The organism is Bradyrhizobium sp. CCBAU 65884, from assembly GCF_028128835.1.
Lineage (GTDB): Bacteria > Pseudomonadota > Alphaproteobacteria > Rhizobiales > Xanthobacteraceae > Bradyrhizobium > Bradyrhizobium ottawaense.
This window is the reverse complement of sequence record NZ_LBJU01000115.1, coordinates 94,367-108,743: the sequence shown is the minus strand read 5'-3', so window position 1 is coordinate 108,743 and position 14,377 is coordinate 94,367. Positions and strand designations below refer to the sequence as shown.

The following is a 14,377-nucleotide window of genomic DNA, read 5'->3' as shown; positions in this document are numbered from 1 at the left end:
CCCTGTCCTGTTCGGGTGCGAGGCAGTGTGGGGCCTGCACGGTTTCCGACTTCTTTACCGGTTCAATTCCCATGCCGCTTTTTTGCCTGCGGACTGTTCCCTCCCCTCGGGAAAATGCTAAACCGCCCCGTGTCGGGGTTTCGTTAACCAATCTAAAACAGGGATTTTCATGCGCATCGCGATGATCGGCACGGGTTACGTGGGACTGGTGTCCGGAGCCTGCTTTGCTGATTTCGGTCACGACGTCACCTGCGTCGACAAGGACGAGAAGAAGATCGCGGCGCTCCATCGCGGCGAGATTCCGATCTACGAGCCCGGCCTCGACGAGTTGGTCGCGACCAACGTCAAGGCCAAGCGGCTCGACTTCACCACCGATTTGTCCAAGCCGGTCGCCGATGCCGATGCCGTGTTCATCGCGGTCGGCACGCCGTCGCGGCGCGGCGACGGCCACGCCGACCTCTCCTATGTCTACGCCGCAGCGAAGGAGATCGCGCGGTCGCTCACCGGTTTCACCGTCGTGGTGACGAAGTCGACCGTGCCGGTGGGCACCGGCGACGAGGTCGAGCGCATCATCCGCGAGACCAATCCCAAAGCCGACGTCGTGGTCGCCTCCAATCCAGAATTTCTGCGCGAGGGCGCGGCGATCCGTGACTTCAAATTTCCCGATCGGGTCGTGGTCGGCACCTCCGACGAGCGCGGCCGCAAGGTGATGGGCGACATCTACCGTCCGCTGTCGCTGAACCAGGCGCCGCTGATGTTCACGGAGCGTCGCACCGCCGAGATGATCAAATACGCCGCGAACGCGTTTCTCGCGACCAAGATCACCTTCATCAACGAGATCGCCGATCTCTCGGAAAAGGCCGGCGCCAACGTCCAGGAGGTCGCGCGCGGCATTGGCCTGGACAACCGCATCGGCACCAAATTCCTGCATGCCGGTCCCGGGTTCGGCGGCTCGTGCTTCCCGAAGGACACCAAGGCGCTGATCAAGATCGCGCAGGATTACGACGTCTCCTTGCGCATCGTCGAATCCGTGCTGGCCGTGAACGAAAATCGCAAGCGCGCGATGGCGCGCAAGGTCAGCCAGGCGCTCGGCGGCTCGCTGCGCGGCAAGACCATTGCGGTGCTCGGCCTCACCTTCAAGCCCGACACCGACGACATGCGCGATGCGCCGTCGATCCCGCTGGTGACAGGCCTGATCGACATGGGCGCGACGGTCAAGGCGTTCGATCCCGTCGGCATGGAGCAGGCCAAGGGCGAGCTGCCCGATATCACCTATTGCGAGGACGCCTATTCCTGCGCGCAAGGTGCCGACGCGCTCGTCATTGTCACCGAATGGGTGCAGTTCCGTGCGCTCGATCTCGACCGGCTGAAGAGCGTCATGGCGCAGCCCGTGGTCGTCGACCTGCGCAACATCTACCGCCCCGAAGACATGGAAGCCGCCGGCTTCACCTATGACAGCATCGGCCGCCCGCCTGTGCAGGGCTGATCGCCACACACGATTGTCATACCCCGCGAAGGCGGGGTATCCAGTAATCCCGATCTTCGTGATGATCGGGATCTGAGTTGACTGGATCACCCGCCCGGCGCGCAAGGCGGGTGATGACGGATGCGAGATCTTGCCCCGCAGTTTCGACACACCCCTCCCGATCGATGCCGTGCTCGACGATTTGTCGCGCGCGCTGGAGTCCAGCAATGCCGCCGTGCTGGTGGCGCCGCCCGGGGCCGGCAAGACCACGCGCGTGCCGCTGGCCTTGCTCGATGCGCCCTGGGCGAAGGGCAAGAAGATCATCGTGCTGGAGCCGCGGCGTATCGCGGCGCGCGCCAGCGCCGACCGCATGGCCAAATCGCTGGGCGAGCGCGCCGGCGAGACCGTCGGCTATCGCGTCCGGTTCGGCTCGAAGATCTCGCGCACCACGCGCATCGAGGTGGTGACCGAAGGCATCTTCACCCGCCAGATCCTCGACGATCCCGAGCTGTCAGGCGTTGCCGCCATCCTGTTCGACGAATTCCACGAGCGCTCGCTCGATGCCGATATGGGCCTCGCGCTGGCGCGCGATGCGCAGACCGGTCTGCGCGAAGACCTGCGCATCCTCGTGATGTCGGCGACGCTCGATGGCGCGCGCGTCGCAAGGCTGCTTGGGGAAGCGCCCGTCGTCGAGAGCGAGGGGCGGGCCTTCCCCGTCGAGACGCGCTATCTCGGCCGCAAGGCGGATGCGCCCATCGAGCGGCAGATGGCGGATGCGATTGCTTCGGCGCTGCGTGCCGACAGCGGCTCGGTGCTGGCGTTCCTGCCGGGCGCCGCCGAAATCCGCCGCACCCAGAATTTCCTCGGCGAGCGCGTGCAAGACGCCTCGATCGAGATCGTGCCGCTGTTCGGCGCGCTCGATGCCGCCGTGCAGGATCGCGCCATTTCGCCTGCACCCAAAGGCATGCGCAAGGTGGTGCTGGCGACGTCGATCGCGGAGACCTCGCTGACGATCGAAGGCGTACGCATCGTGGTCGATTCCGGTCTTGCCCGCGTGCCGCGCTACGAGCCCGACATCGGGCTGACGCGGCTCGAGACCGTGCGCGCCGCGCGTGCGGCAGTGGATCAGCGCCGCGGTCGCGCCGGCCGCACCGAGCCGGGTGTCTGCTACCGGCTCTGGGACGAGCCGCAGACGGCTTCGCTCGCGCCCTACACCCAGCCGGAAATTTTGAGCGCCGACCTGTCTTCGCTGGTGCTCGATCTCGCGCAATGGGGCGTGAGCGATCCCGCCGCGCTGTCGTTCCTCGATCCGCCGCCGGCGCCCGCGTGGAAAGAGGCAAAAAGCCTCCTCTCCGAGCTCAACGCACTCGATGGCGATGGCCGCATCACCGCAGAGGGAAAAAGCCTGCGTGCACTGGCGCTGCCGCCGCGGCTGGCGCGCATGATCGTGGATTCGCATCGCGCAGGCGAGGGCGAAGCCGCCGCCGAGATCGCGGCCATCATCACCGAGCGCGGGCTTGGCGGCGACAGCGTCGATCTCGAGCAGCGGCGCGACCAGTTTCGCCGCGACCGTTCGCCGCGCGCCGCCAGCGCGCGCGATCTGGCGCGGCGCTGGGCCTCGCAAGTGGCGGCGTCGGAGAAGGCCGGGCCGCAGGATGATCTCTCGACCGGCTTGATGCTCGCCTATGCCTTCCCCGATCGCGTCGCACGCAATCGCGGCAATGGCAGTTTCGTGCTGGCCAACGGCCGCGGCGCCGCCGTCGAGCAGACCTCCTCGCTCGCCCGCGCGCCCTACATCGCGATCGGCGAGATGACCGGGACGGCGGCGAGCGGGCGTATCCTGCTCGCCGCGCAGATCACTGAGAGCGAGATCGAGCGGCATTTCGCCGAGCATATCGAGAGCGCCGACGAGATTTCGTTCGACCGCGGCGCGATGGCGCTGCGCGCGCGGCGCAAGCGCGTGCTGCATGCGATCACACTGGCCGAAGCGACACTTGCCGTCTCGCCCTCCGAGGATACCGCGCGTATCTTCGCGGATGGATTGATCGCCGCCGGCCTCGATCGGCTGCCCTGGTCGAAGGCTGCAAAGCAATGGCGCGACCGGGTGATGTTCCTGCGCAAGGCCGAGGGCGACAGCTGGCCCGACCTGTCCGACGAGGGATTGATCGCGCGCCGCGACGACTGGCTGGTGCCGGCGCTCTACGACAAGATCGCGCTCAAGGACATTTCGCCCGGCGATCTCTCCGACGCGCTGATGGCGCTGCTGCCGTGGGAGATGCGCGCGCGGCTCGAGCGCGAGGCGCCGACGCATTTCGAGGCGCCGACCGGAAGCATGCTCGCGATCGACTACGAGGCCGAGCAGGGGCCGACCATCGCGGTGCGGCTGCAGGAATTGTTCGGCCTCAACAGCCATCCCTCGATCGCCGCCGGCAAGGTGCCGCTGGTCCTGGAATTGCTGTCGCCGGCGCAGCGCCCGGTGCAGGTGACGCGCGACCTTCCCGGTTTCTGGCGCGGCAGCTACGCCGCGGTCCGTTCCGACCTGCGCGGCCGCTATCCGCGCCATCCCTGGCCGGACGATCCGGCCAGCGCGGTGCCGACCAGGCGGGCCAAGCCGCGCGGGACGTGAGGGCGCATTAACCGTCCGCTCATCCTTTTCGTCAAAATAGCATCGCTCTGGCCGCAGCAATGCTCGCGGCCTGGCGTACCGCGTGTTGAAATCGAGCTTTCCGGCTCGGAAGTGGTGTGATGCGTAACATTATGATCATCGCAGCCGTCATGATCGGCCTCGGCACGTTCATGGCGCAGATGGCGGACAAGATGAGCTCCGCCTCCGCAAGCTCGGTGCCGCGCACCACGGTCGCCGTCGCGGCCACTGCGCCCGCCGGGGGCCGCAGCCTCGCCATTTCCCGCGATGGCCGCGGTCATTTCCAGACCGAAGGCCGGATCGAGGGTCAGCGCATCGGCTTCATGCTCGACACCGGCGCCTCCGTGGTTGCGCTGAATGAGACCTCGGCGGCCCGCTTTGGCCTGCGTCCTTCGCGCAGCGATTACAACGCCACCGTCTCCACCGCCAACGGCACCATCAAGGCCGCGCGCACCCGCATCGCGATGCTCGAGGTTGGCGGTCTGGTCGTGCGCGACGTCGACGCCATGGTGCTGCCCGACGAGGCGCTGTCGGAGAACCTGCTCGGGCTCTCCTTCCTGTCCCGCCTGAAGCGCTTCGAATATTCCAACGGCCAGATGGTGCTGGAGCAGTAGGCGGAGCCTTTCGCGATCAAGCGCCGTCCATTTCAAGATAGCTATTTGCCTCGACCGCCCTCGCGGTAACGTTTCTTCGTTACCAAACTGCCGCAATTATCGGCCATAAGCCTTCATTCCCGCCTTCCGCTGCGGCCCTGCATTCGCTAAGGCTGCCTCAATTCCCGCCCTTCACGAGACCGTCTCAATGTTCCCGAAGCCGAAATCCGTCCTTCTGCCCAACACCTACGCCTTCGAATCCGAGCCGATGGTGAAGCCCACGGGCTTTCGCGAATACGACGCGCGCTGGTTGTTCCAGAAGGAAATCAACCTGATGGGGGTGCAGGCGCTCGGCATGGGGCTGGGCGCGCTGATCGCCGAGCTCGGCGTCAAGCAGGAGATCGTCACCGGGCACGACTTCCGTGGCTATTCGGCCTCGATCAAATACGCGCTGATCTCCGGCCTGATGGCGGCGGGATGCAAGGTGCACGACATCGGCCTCGCGGTGACGCCGATGGCCTATTTCGCCCAGTTCGATCTCGATGTGCCCGCTGTTGCGATGGTGACGGCCTCGCACAACGACAATGGCTGGACCGGCGTGAAGATGGGCGCCAACCGTCCGCTGACCTTCGGCCCCGATGAGATGACGCGGCTCAAGGAGATCGTGCTCAATGCCGATTTCAAGAACAAGGCCGGCGGCTCCTACCAGTTCCACGAGAATTACCCGGCGCGCTACATCGCCGATCTCACCAATCGGCCGAAGCTCAAGCGCAAGCTCAAGGTCGTCGCGGCCTGCGGCAACGGCACCGCCGGCGCCTTCGCGCCGCAGGTGCTGGAGGCGATCGGCTGCGAAGTGATCCCGCTCGACACCGAGCTCGACCACACCTTCCCGAAATATAATCCGAACCCCGAAGACATGGAGATGCTGCACGCGATCCGCGATGCGGTGCTGCATCACAAGGCCGATGTCGGCCTCGGCTTCGACGGTGACGGCGATCGCTGCGGCGTCGTCGACAATACCGGCGAGGAGATCTTTGCCGACAAGGTCGGCGTGATGCTGGCGCGCGACATGTCGGCGATCCACAAGGACGCGCAGTTCATCGTCGACGTGAAGTCGACCGGCCTGTTCGTCACCGATCCGGTGCTGCAGAAGCAGGGCGCCAAGGTCGCCTATTGGAAGACCGGCCATTCCTACATGAAGCGCCGCACCAACGAGACCGGCGCGCTGGCGGGCTTCGAGAAGTCCGGCCATTTCTTCTTCAACAAGCCGTATGGACGCGGCTATGACGACGGCCTGGTGTCGGCGATCGCGATCTGCGACATGCTCGACCGCGCGCCGGGCAAGTCGATGGCGGACCTGAAGAACGCGCTGCCGAAGACATGGTCGTCGCCGACCATGTCGCCGCATTGCGCCGACGAGACCAAGTACGGCGTCATCGACCAGGTGGTGAAGCATTTCGAGGGCTTGCAGGCCAAGGGCGCCAGGATCGGGGGACAGGCGATCCGCGATCTCGTCACCGTCAACGGCGTGCGCGTCACGGTCGAGGACGGCAGCTGGGGCCTGGTGCGCGCCTCCTCGAACAAGCCCGAGCTCGTCGTCGTGGTCGAGAGTCCGGTCTCGGAGCAGCGCATGCACGACATGTTCGAGATGGTGAACAGCGTGCTGCGTACGCATCCCGAGGTCGGCGAGTACAATCAGACGATTTGAGCAGTTTCAGATACTGGACGCCGCTATCTCCGCCGTCATGCCCGGGCTTGTCCCGGGCATCCACGCCTCTCCTCTTGCGCGAATGCAAGGACGTGGATGGCCAGGACAAGCCCGGCCATGACGATTGCCGAAGGAGCGTCGTCCTCCGTCGAGCAGCTAAGCCGCCACCACCGCCGGAATCGGCAGCGCCGTCACCGACTTGATCTTCTCCATCGCGAAGCGCGAGGTGACGTTCTTCAGCGGCACGGCGCTGATCAGCTTCTTGTAGAACACGTCATAGGCCTGCATGTCCGCGACCACGACGCGCAGCATGTAGTCGACGTCGCCGGCCATGCGATAGAACTCCATCACCTCGGGCATCGCGCTGACGGCTTCGGCGAATTTCTTCAGCCAGGCGTCGGAATGGTCGGAGCTCTCCACCGAGACGAACACGGAGATGCCGAGCCCGATCTTGTTCTGGTCGACCAGGGCCACCCGCTTCAGGATCACGCCGTCAGCCTCCAGGCGCTGGATGCGCTTCCAGCAGGGGGTCGAGGACAGGCCGACGCGGTCGCCGATCTCGGCGACGGACAGGGAGGCATCCTCCTGCAGCACCATTAGGATCTTGCGGTCGATGGCATCGAGGCGGCGGCTGGTCTCGGGGATCTGGACGGCGAGGTCGGTCATTTGAAGAACTTTGTTCCATTTCAGGGGCTGATTTCCCTGATATAGAGAAAATCTTTCCCCAGCAAGCCCATAATCTCGGCTCATTAATGGAATTGCTCTAGGGCCTCCCTCGCAAAAACCCTTCAACTTCAATACGTTGGGGTGCAGCCATGCCGCCGCCATGGCGGGTGCATTTCAGTGCTGCAGCGGCCGCGGCGAATCGCAGCGCCTCCGGCACCCCCTTACCCTCGGCGAGGCCAAGCGCGAAGGCGCCATGAAAGACGTCGCCGGCGCCGAGCGTATCGACCGCCTGGACCGGGAAGGCCGCCGTCTCTTCCGGCTCGCCTGCCTCGTTCAGCCAGATCGTACCGAGCGGACCGCGGGTCGCGGAAAGGAAGGCCGGCGTCAGCCTGGCCAGGCGTTGCAACGCCTTGGCGTCGTCGGCGATGCCGGCGGTCTCCTGCACCTGCTCGCTGGCGAACAGCAGATGCGAGGCGGCGGTCAGCAGGCCGTCCTGCAGCGACATCGCGCGATCGACGCCGACGATGACGGGAATGCCGCGTCGCCGGGCCTCGGCGCAGAGATCAACGCAGAATGAGGCACAGCGGCTTTCGACGAGGACCGCACGGCAATCGGCCAGCAATTCGTCGGCATTGGGCAGCTTCACGCGCCACAGGCCGGGATCGCGATAGATCGTGAGCGTCCGCTCGCCCGAGGGCTCGATCATGATCGCCGAGACCGGCGTGGTCATATCAGGCATGCGCACGATATGCGTGGTGTCGATGCCCTCCTGCGCCATTTGGTCGAGGATGAAGCCGCTCGATGTCTCCCGTGCATCGCCCATGGGGCCAGCGAAGAAGACGTGACCACCAAGCCGCGCAATCGCGATCGCGGCATTGAGCGCGTTGCCGCCGCAGATCTCGGCGAGGTGGCTGGCGTTGGCCTTGCTGCCGCGCGCCGGCACGGACTCGACCCGAAAGGTGAGGTCGCGCACGGGAATGCCGATGCAGAGCATGCGCGGCGCGATCCCGGATGCAGCCATCGGGCTCAGCTCTTGTCGTGCACCCAGCGGCCGAGCAAATGATGGGCGATGGCGAAGGGATGCGGGCCGGCGAGCCCGTCCGGATGCGTCCGCGTCAGCATCAGGGCTGCCTCCTCGCGCGTGAACCAGCGCGCATCCTCCAGCTCCGAGTGATCGACGACGATGTCCTCGCTCACAGCTCGCGCGCTGCAGCCGATCATCAGCGACGATGGATAGGGCCAGGGCTGCGTCATGTAATATTGCACGTCGGTGCAGCGGATCCCGGATTCTTCCAGGATCTCGCGGCGCACCGCGTCCTCGATGGTCTCGGCGGCCTCGACGAAGCCGGCGAGGCAGGAATACATCCCTGCCGGAAACTGCTTCTGGCGGCCAAGCAGGCACTTGTCGCCGGAGGCGACGTGCATGATCACGACAGGGTCGGTCCGCGGAAAATGCTCGGCCTTGCAAGCCGGGCACTCGCGCTTCCAGCCGCCTTCCTTCATCGCGCTGCGCGAGCCGCAATTGGCGCAATAGCCGTGGCGCTGGTGCCAGCCGACCATAGACTTCGCCATCGCGATCGCCGACAGCTGGTCGGGAGGAATCGCGCCCTGCATCGCCATGCCGCGCAGCTCGGTCACGGTGTAGTCCTCGCGTCCCACCAGCTTCTCGGCGGCGGCCTGCGACAGGCCCATGCCGAATATCGCGGCGCCGTCCCGCAGCCCCAGGAAGATCGTGCCGGGATTGGCGCCGCACTTCAGCGCCTCGTCGATCGAGAGCAGCGCGCGAATCTTGTCGCCCTCGCGCTTGACCAGGAGCGAGTCGCGATAAACGACATAGGCGCGCGAGGTCGGCTTCTGCTCCATCGCGAACAGCTTCTGGTCGTCGCGGCGCAGATGCGCGGCGCGATCGAGGATGTTGGTGACGAAGGCCGGCTGTCCCAGCGGAAATGCGTTGAATGCTGACATTATCGTTCTTTCAACCCAACCAGATCTTGCGGCGAAGCGCGCTGATGAAATTCTGAACCTCTGCGGCGTCATGCGCCAATGGCGGCATCACGCCCCAGACCGGCCGCGGCCAGGCCGCGTCACTGGTGCGGCGCGCGATGATGTGAACGTGAAGCTGCGGCACGAGGTTGCCGAGCGCCGCGACATTGAGCTTGTCGCATCTGGTGATCTCCTTCAGCGCGCGCGAGACGCGGGAGATCTCCGTCATCAGCTGCGCCTGCTGCACCTCGTCGAGATCGATGATTTCGACCGCGTCAGCGCGCCGTGGCACCAGCAGCAGCCAGGGATAATGCGCGTCCTTGATGACCAGCACCTTCGACAGCGGCAGATCGCCGATGTCGATGGTGTCCTCTTTCAGGCGGGAGTGCAGCGACCAGGCGGGTTCGGGCATATGCGTTTCCGGATGGCCCGGTGGGTTCGGGCGTGTTGGGCACGACCATACGATAGGGATTCCCTGAGGGGAAGGATGGCGCCCCGCTGTCACCGCATACGCGGTCGTCGTCCCGGACAAGCGAAGCGCAGATCCGGGACCCATAACCACAGGCAGTCGTGTGGCGAAGACTCGTGGTTGCCGGCTCGCGCACCAACCTCGCCCTGTGGTTATGGATTCCGGGCTCGCGCTGCGCGCGCTCCGGAATGACGGAAACTACGCCTCCGCCAGCACCCGCGCATTGGCGCGGACCGAGGCTTCGCTGACGCGAATGCCAAGGCCGGGCCCGTCGGGCACCACGACATGGCCGGCGCGGTTGGCGACGCGCTCTTCCAGCACGTCCTCGGTCAGCACGTGGTGCGGCATGTAGAATTCGCAGCCGAGCGAGATGCCCGGCGTCGCCGCGATCAGCTGCGTGCCGGCGGCTAGCCCAATGCCGCCTTCCCACAGCGTGCCGCCATAGCCGGGCAGCCCGGCGATGTCGGCGATCGCCATGATCGCCTGCGCCTCGAACAGGCCGCCGGCCTTCATCAGCTTGATCGAAACGGCATCGGCGGCTTCGCGGCGCACCACTTCCATCATGTCGCGGCGGTCGAAGCAGCTTTCGTCGGCGAGCACGGGCGTTTCCAGCGCGGCGGTGAGCTGCGCCATCACGTCGAGGTATTTGCGCGGCACCGGCTGCTCGATGAAGGTTGGCGCAAACTCTTCGACATCGCGCAAGATCTTGATGGCGCCGAATGGCGCGAGTGCCTGGTTGTAGTCGACGCGCAGATCGACCTTGTCGCCGAATTCTTTCCGGATCGCCTCGAGATGATCGAGATCCTCGCGGTGCGGTTTCACGCCGGTCTTGACCTTGTAGATGACATTGCCGTCCGGAACCATCTTTCGCATGCGCTCGAGGTCGGCGGCGAAATCCGGATCGGCGATGGAGAAGGAGAGGGGAATCGTGTCGCGCACGCGGCCACCGAGCAGGTCGGCAACCGACAGCCCCGACGATTTGCCGACGATGTCGAGCAGCGCCATCTCGATGGCAACTTTGGCCTCGGCATGGCCGACCAGCGCGCGGTCGAGCTCTGTCATCAGCGCGCGGATCCGGCGCACCGGCTTGCCGAGCACGATGGGACGCAGATAGATGTCGAGCGCGGCGAACGCGGCTTCCGGCGTTCCCGTGAACACCTCCCATGGCGCGGCTTCACCCCAGCCGATCACGCCATCGCTCGCGGTGAGCTCGATCAGCACGCGCTTCACCGTGCCCTTGACGTTGCCGACGCCCTGCAGGCGCGCCATCTTGATCGGGCTTTCGATCAGGAACAGCCTGAGACGTTCGACGGTCGCTTCGCTCATGTCAGGCCTCCATTGACGTGCCAGACCTGGCCGGTGACGTAGGATGCTTTGGGGGATGCCAGGAAGGCGATGATCTCGGCGACCTCTTCCGGTCGCCCGCGGCGGCGCATCGGGATCAGCGCTTCGGTCGCCGCGATCTGCTCGGGCGACAGCCGGCTCTCGCCCGGCTTGTCCTTGATGATGAGGCCCGGCGACACCGCGTTGACGGTGATGCCGTCGCTGGCGAGCTCGATCGCGGTCAGCCTCACCAAGGCTTCCAGCGCGGAACGGCTCGCGGCCGTTGCCGCGAACGGTGCGAATTCGGGCCGGATCGCATGTGCGACGAAGGAGGACACGGCGACGATCCGTGCATCATGCCCCGCGCGCAGCAGTGGGAGCGCGGCATCAACAAGACGCGTGAAGGCCAGCGCCGACTCGTCCATCGCCTGCCGGAACTGATCGGCCGGCGTGCCGATCGCGCTGCCGCGGCGGGCATGGCCGCCGACCAGGATCAATCCGTCGAGCCGGCCGAAGGCGGCTTTCGCGGCGGCGATGGCGACGGTGGCCGCGCTCTCCTCGGCGAGGTCGCCGAGGCATTTTGCGGCCACGGCGCCCTTCGCTTCAATGTCCACTGCGGTGGCTTGAAGACCTTCCGCGTTCGATCGCGTGTGGAGCAGAAGTGCGGTGCCGGGCGCCGCGAGCAGCTTTGCGGTGGCACGGCCGATGCCGCTGGCGGCACCGGTGACGAGATAGACGCGGTTGATATCGGACATCACGATGCCGTTGTGGCCGTCGGCAGCGCGCCGGTGCGGTGGAAATGGCTGAGGAAGGCACGCGTGGCGGCTTCCCTGGGATTGTCGATCACCTGCCGCGCCGGGCCTTCCTCGACCACGACACCGTCGCGCATGAAGATGAGGCGGTCGGCGACCTCACGGGCAAAGGCGATCTCGTGGGTCACGATCACCATGGTCATGCCTTCGGAGGCCAGTTGCTGGATCACGCTCAGCACCTCGCCGACCAATTCAGGATCGAGCGCAGAGGTGGCCTCGTCGAACAGCATCACATCGGGCTCCATCGCCAGCGCGCGGGCGATGGCGACGCGTTGCTTCTGTCCGCCGGACAGCGTCGCCGGATATTGGTCGGCCTTCTCGGCAAGACCGACCTTGGCGAGCTGGGCACGCGCGAGCGTCTCCGCGTCCGCCTTGGCCATGCGCCGCACCGTAACCGGTCCCTCCATCACGTTCTCAAGCGTCGTCATGTGCGGGAACAGGTTGAAATGCTGGAACACCATGCCGGTGGTAGCGCGAAATTTAGCCAGCGTCTTCACATCAGGCAGTTTTGCACCTTCACCAAATGCAAAGCGCGTGTCGCCGACGCGGACGCTGCCGCCATCGGGCACGACCAGCAGATTGATGCAGCGGAGCAGAGTCGACTTGCCGGAGCCCGACGGGCCGATCAACGCCACGACGCCGCCCTTGGCGACGTCGAGATTGATGTTCTTCAAAACCTCGTTGCTGCCAAAGCTCTTGCGAAGGCTGCGGATCTCGATCTTTTGCGTCTCGCTCATTCGCTGACCGCCAGTCGCTTCTCGCCGCGGCGGACGAGGATGGTGAGCGGGATCAGGATCGCCGCATAGGCGACCGCAACCGCGGTGTAGGTCTCCAGCGGCCGGTAGCTGTCATGGGCGGCGACCTGGCTCTGATAGACGAGGTCGGGCACCGCCAGCACCGAGACCAGCGAGGTGTTCTTGAACTGGATGATCGACTGGTTCGTCAGCGCCGGGATCATGCGCTTGATCGCCTGCGGCAGCACGATGCGCCGCATGGTCTGGATCGGCGTCATGCCCAGCGCGGCGCCGGCTTCGGACTGGCCGCGGTCGATCGAGATGATGCCGCCGCGGATGATCTCCGAATAGAACGAGCCGCCATAGAGCGAGAGCGCCAGCGCCGAGGCCGTGATCGGCGTCATCTCGACGCCGGCGAGGATCGGCAGCGCGTAATAGAACCAGATCAGCTGCACCAGGATCGGCGTGCAGCGGAACGCCTCGATGAAGGTGAGCGCGAGAAGACGCAGCGCCTTGAAGCGCGACAGGGTCCCGAATGCTCCGAACAGGCCGAACAGCAGCCCGCATACGACGATGACGACGGTGAAGCCGACGGTGACGCCGAGTCCGTTGAGAAACAGCCAGCGATAGCTCCAGAGGATGCCGAAGTCCCACTGATACATGCGTATGTTACTCGTCGTACGCCTTGGCCGCTGGCGTTGTCGTTCCGGGGCGATGCGAAGCATCGAACCCGGAACCTCGAGATTCCGGGTTCTCGCTTCGCGAGCCCCGGAATGACGAAAGTGGAAACTTACAACGAAACGCCCGGCGGAATGTCCGCTTCGGTCACGCCCACCAGCTCCATGTTGGTGATGATCGCGTTGCGGATGAAGCCGAGGCCCTTGTTGAAGTCGATCCAGGTGTTGACGTAATCGCGCCAGGTCTTGTCGGTCTCGCGGCGGAAGCCGGCATTCGAGGTCGTTGCGAAGATCGGCGTCGGCAGCACGAGCTGGCCGAGCGAGGGGTTCTTCTTCAGCACGGTCAGCGACAGCATGGTGATCAGGCACTGCGCATCGACGCGGCCGGTCTGCAGCGCGGCGGTGGCGTCGTCCGCCGTCTTCAGCCGCGTGATCTGCGCCTTCGGCGTCAGGCGGCTAACGACCTGATCGTGCGAGGAGCCCTGGTCGACCGCGATCTTGATGTCGGGCGAGTTCAGCTCGGCCCAGCTCTTCGGCTTGAAGTCCTTCTTGCAGAGGATGGCGAAGGCGTTGTTGAAGACCGGCACCGAGAAGTCGACCACCAGCGCGCGCTTCGGGGTCGGGTTGAGGCCGAAGAAGATGTCGATCTTGTTGGCCTGCAGGTCGAGCACCGAATTGCCCCAGGTCGTCTCGGTGATCTCGAGCTCGGCCTCCATGTCGTCGGCGAGCCCCTTGGCGATGTCGATGTAGAAGCCCTTCCACTGGCCGCTGGAGAGATCCTTCATGTAATAGGGCGCGCCGCCGCCGACCGCGCCGATTCGCATCTTCTTGGTGCGGCGGATGCGGGCGAAGGTCGATTCGTTCGGATCGGCGGTCTGGGCCACGGCCGGCGAAGCCAGCGCGGCCGCGGTCATCGCGCCAAGTCCGACAATCGATGCAACATCACGACGTGTAACCATTGGGATCAATCGCTTTTCTGGTTGGGACAGGTTCCGTCAGGTTCATACCAAGGTCGCACTTTCAGTGAAAGCACAGCCTATCGGCTGGGCAGATCGGGAATTGCCCGGATGCTGGGCAGGCGCCGTCGATCAGGGGCGATAGCCGCTTGCTTTCCGCCCCTTTTGGCCCCAAATAGGGACCGGGAGATTGGCGGTGGACGAGCCACTCGCCAACCGGGTCAGGTCCGGAAGGAAGCAGCCCTAACGAGGTCCGGATCGGGTCGCTCGTCAGTCTCCTACCTGTTTTTCGAGCGAACCAGCGCCGGCGGCATCAGCCGCCAGCGCGCTCCTATCCGCAAAAGCCG

Annotated in this window: 13 protein-coding genes and 1 other RNA gene; 5 read left to right on the top strand and 9 right to left on the bottom strand. The window is 65.5% G+C overall.

The window, feature by feature from the left end:
- Nucleotides 1-169 precede the first annotated feature (169 nt).
- The 4 genes from XI03_RS17570 (at nucleotide 170) to XI03_RS17555 (ending at nucleotide 6,410) form a co-directional block, all read left to right on the top strand.
- The gene (locus XI03_RS17570; RefSeq protein ID WP_028140857.1) at nucleotides 170-1,486 is read left to right on the top strand and encodes a UDP-glucose dehydrogenase family protein; all 1,317 of its coding nucleotides are present in this window, start codon (nucleotides 170-172) and stop codon (nucleotides 1,484-1,486) included.
- 130 nt (nucleotides 1,487-1,616) lie between these two features.
- The gene (gene hrpB, locus XI03_RS17565; RefSeq protein WP_271592797.1) at nucleotides 1,617-4,091 is read left to right on the top strand and encodes an ATP-dependent helicase HrpB; all 2,475 of its coding nucleotides are present in this window, start codon (nucleotides 1,617-1,619) and stop codon (nucleotides 4,089-4,091) included.
- Nucleotides 4,092-4,210: 119 nt separating this feature from the next.
- A complete protein-coding gene (locus tag XI03_RS17560) occupies nucleotides 4,211-4,723 on the top strand; it encodes a TIGR02281 family clan AA aspartic protease (RefSeq protein WP_271592796.1) in 513 nt (170 codons plus the stop codon).
- 187 nt (nucleotides 4,724-4,910) lie between these two features.
- The gene (locus XI03_RS17555) at nucleotides 4,911-6,410 is read left to right on the top strand and encodes a phosphomannomutase/phosphoglucomutase (protein WP_271592795.1); all 1,500 of its coding nucleotides are present in this window, start codon (nucleotides 4,911-4,913) and stop codon (nucleotides 6,408-6,410) included.
- Between the two features lie 156 nt (nucleotides 6,411-6,566).
- Here the strand turns inward: XI03_RS17555 and XI03_RS17550 are convergent, their stop codons facing one another.
- The 9 genes from XI03_RS17550 to XI03_RS17510 all read right to left on the bottom strand — a co-directional run bounded on the left by XI03_RS17550 (nucleotide 6,567) and on the right by XI03_RS17510 (nucleotide 14,033).
- Entirely contained in the window at nucleotides 6,567-7,076 is a 510-nt protein-coding gene (locus XI03_RS17550; protein ID WP_011090847.1) for an Lrp/AsnC family transcriptional regulator, read from the bottom strand.
- Nucleotides 7,077-7,173: 97 nt separating this feature from the next.
- On the bottom strand, nucleotides 7,174-8,097 hold the full coding sequence (locus XI03_RS17545) for a sugar kinase (protein WP_271592794.1): 924 nt from the start codon (nucleotides 8,095-8,097) through the stop codon (nucleotides 7,174-7,176).
- 5 nt (nucleotides 8,098-8,102) lie between these two features.
- Nucleotides 8,103-9,041, bottom strand: a complete 939-nt coding sequence (gene nudC, locus XI03_RS17540) for an NAD(+) diphosphatase (RefSeq protein ID WP_271592793.1) — start codon at nucleotides 9,039-9,041, stop codon at nucleotides 8,103-8,105.
- Between the two features lie 10 nt (nucleotides 9,042-9,051).
- A complete protein-coding gene (locus XI03_RS17535; protein ID WP_028140850.1) occupies nucleotides 9,052-9,471 on the bottom strand; it encodes an HIT domain-containing protein in 420 nt (139 codons plus the stop codon).
- Between the two features lie 255 nt (nucleotides 9,472-9,726).
- On the bottom strand, nucleotides 9,727-10,854 hold the full coding sequence (locus XI03_RS17530; RefSeq protein WP_038973187.1) for a muconate cycloisomerase family protein: 1,128 nt from the start codon (nucleotides 10,852-10,854) through the stop codon (nucleotides 9,727-9,729).
- Complete coding sequence (locus XI03_RS17525) at nucleotides 10,851-11,606, bottom strand: SDR family NAD(P)-dependent oxidoreductase (protein ID WP_038947334.1); 756 nt, start codon at nucleotides 11,604-11,606, stop codon at nucleotides 10,851-10,853. The genes XI03_RS17530 and XI03_RS17525 overlap by 4 nt, the downstream gene beginning before the upstream one ends.
- Nucleotides 11,606-12,400 carry an amino acid ABC transporter ATP-binding protein gene (locus tag XI03_RS17520; RefSeq protein ID WP_028140847.1) on the bottom strand — a complete coding sequence of 265 codons (795 nt, stop codon included), beginning with the start codon at nucleotides 12,398-12,400 and terminating at the stop codon, nucleotides 11,606-11,608. The genes XI03_RS17525 and XI03_RS17520 overlap by 1 nt, the downstream gene beginning before the upstream one ends.
- Nucleotides 12,397-13,059, bottom strand: a complete 663-nt coding sequence (locus XI03_RS17515) for an amino acid ABC transporter permease (protein WP_271592792.1) — start codon at nucleotides 13,057-13,059, stop codon at nucleotides 12,397-12,399. The genes XI03_RS17520 and XI03_RS17515 overlap by 4 nt, the downstream gene beginning before the upstream one ends.
- Nucleotides 13,060-13,187: 128 nt before the next feature.
- The gene (locus XI03_RS17510) at nucleotides 13,188-14,033 is read right to left on the bottom strand and encodes a transporter substrate-binding domain-containing protein (protein ID WP_028140845.1); all 846 of its coding nucleotides are present in this window, start codon (nucleotides 14,031-14,033) and stop codon (nucleotides 13,188-13,190) included.
- Between the two features lie 182 nt (nucleotides 14,034-14,215).
- Here XI03_RS17510 and ffs point away from each other — a divergent pair.
- An RNA gene (gene ffs / locus XI03_RS17505) (signal recognition particle sRNA small type) lies at nucleotides 14,216-14,312 on the top strand.
- Nucleotides 14,313-14,377 lie beyond the last annotated feature (65 nt).

Coding starts and splice junctions, on each gene's coding strand:
- XI03_RS17560 (WP_271592796.1), top strand. CDS start 4,211: ATGCGTAACATTATGATCATCGCAGCCGTCATGATCGGCCTCGGCACG.
- XI03_RS17515 (WP_271592792.1), bottom strand. CDS start 13,059: ATGTATCAGTGGGACTTCGGCATCCTCTGGAGCTATCGCTGGCTGTTT.
- nudC (WP_271592793.1), bottom strand. CDS start 9,041: ATGTCAGCATTCAACGCATTTCCGCTGGGACAGCCGGCCTTCGTCACC.
- XI03_RS17520 (WP_028140847.1), bottom strand. CDS start 12,400: ATGAGCGAGACGCAAAAGATCGAGATCCGCAGCCTTCGCAAGAGCTTT.
- XI03_RS17510 (WP_028140845.1), bottom strand. CDS start 14,033: ATGGTTACACGTCGTGATGTTGCATCGATTGTCGGACTTGGCGCGATG.
- XI03_RS17550 (WP_011090847.1), bottom strand. CDS start 7,076: ATGACCGACCTCGCCGTCCAGATCCCCGAGACCAGCCGCCGCCTCGAT.
- XI03_RS17570 (WP_028140857.1), top strand. CDS start 170: ATGCGCATCGCGATGATCGGCACGGGTTACGTGGGACTGGTGTCCGGA.
- XI03_RS17535 (WP_028140850.1), bottom strand. CDS start 9,471: ATGCCCGAACCCGCCTGGTCGCTGCACTCCCGCCTGAAAGAGGACACC.
- XI03_RS17525 (WP_038947334.1), bottom strand. CDS start 11,606: ATGTCCGATATCAACCGCGTCTATCTCGTCACCGGTGCCGCCAGCGGC.
- XI03_RS17530 (WP_038973187.1), bottom strand. CDS start 10,854: ATGAGCGAAGCGACCGTCGAACGTCTCAGGCTGTTCCTGATCGAAAGC.
- XI03_RS17545 (WP_271592794.1), bottom strand. CDS start 8,097: ATGGCTGCATCCGGGATCGCGCCGCGCATGCTCTGCATCGGCATTCCC.
- XI03_RS17555 (WP_271592795.1), top strand. CDS start 4,911: ATGTTCCCGAAGCCGAAATCCGTCCTTCTGCCCAACACCTACGCCTTC.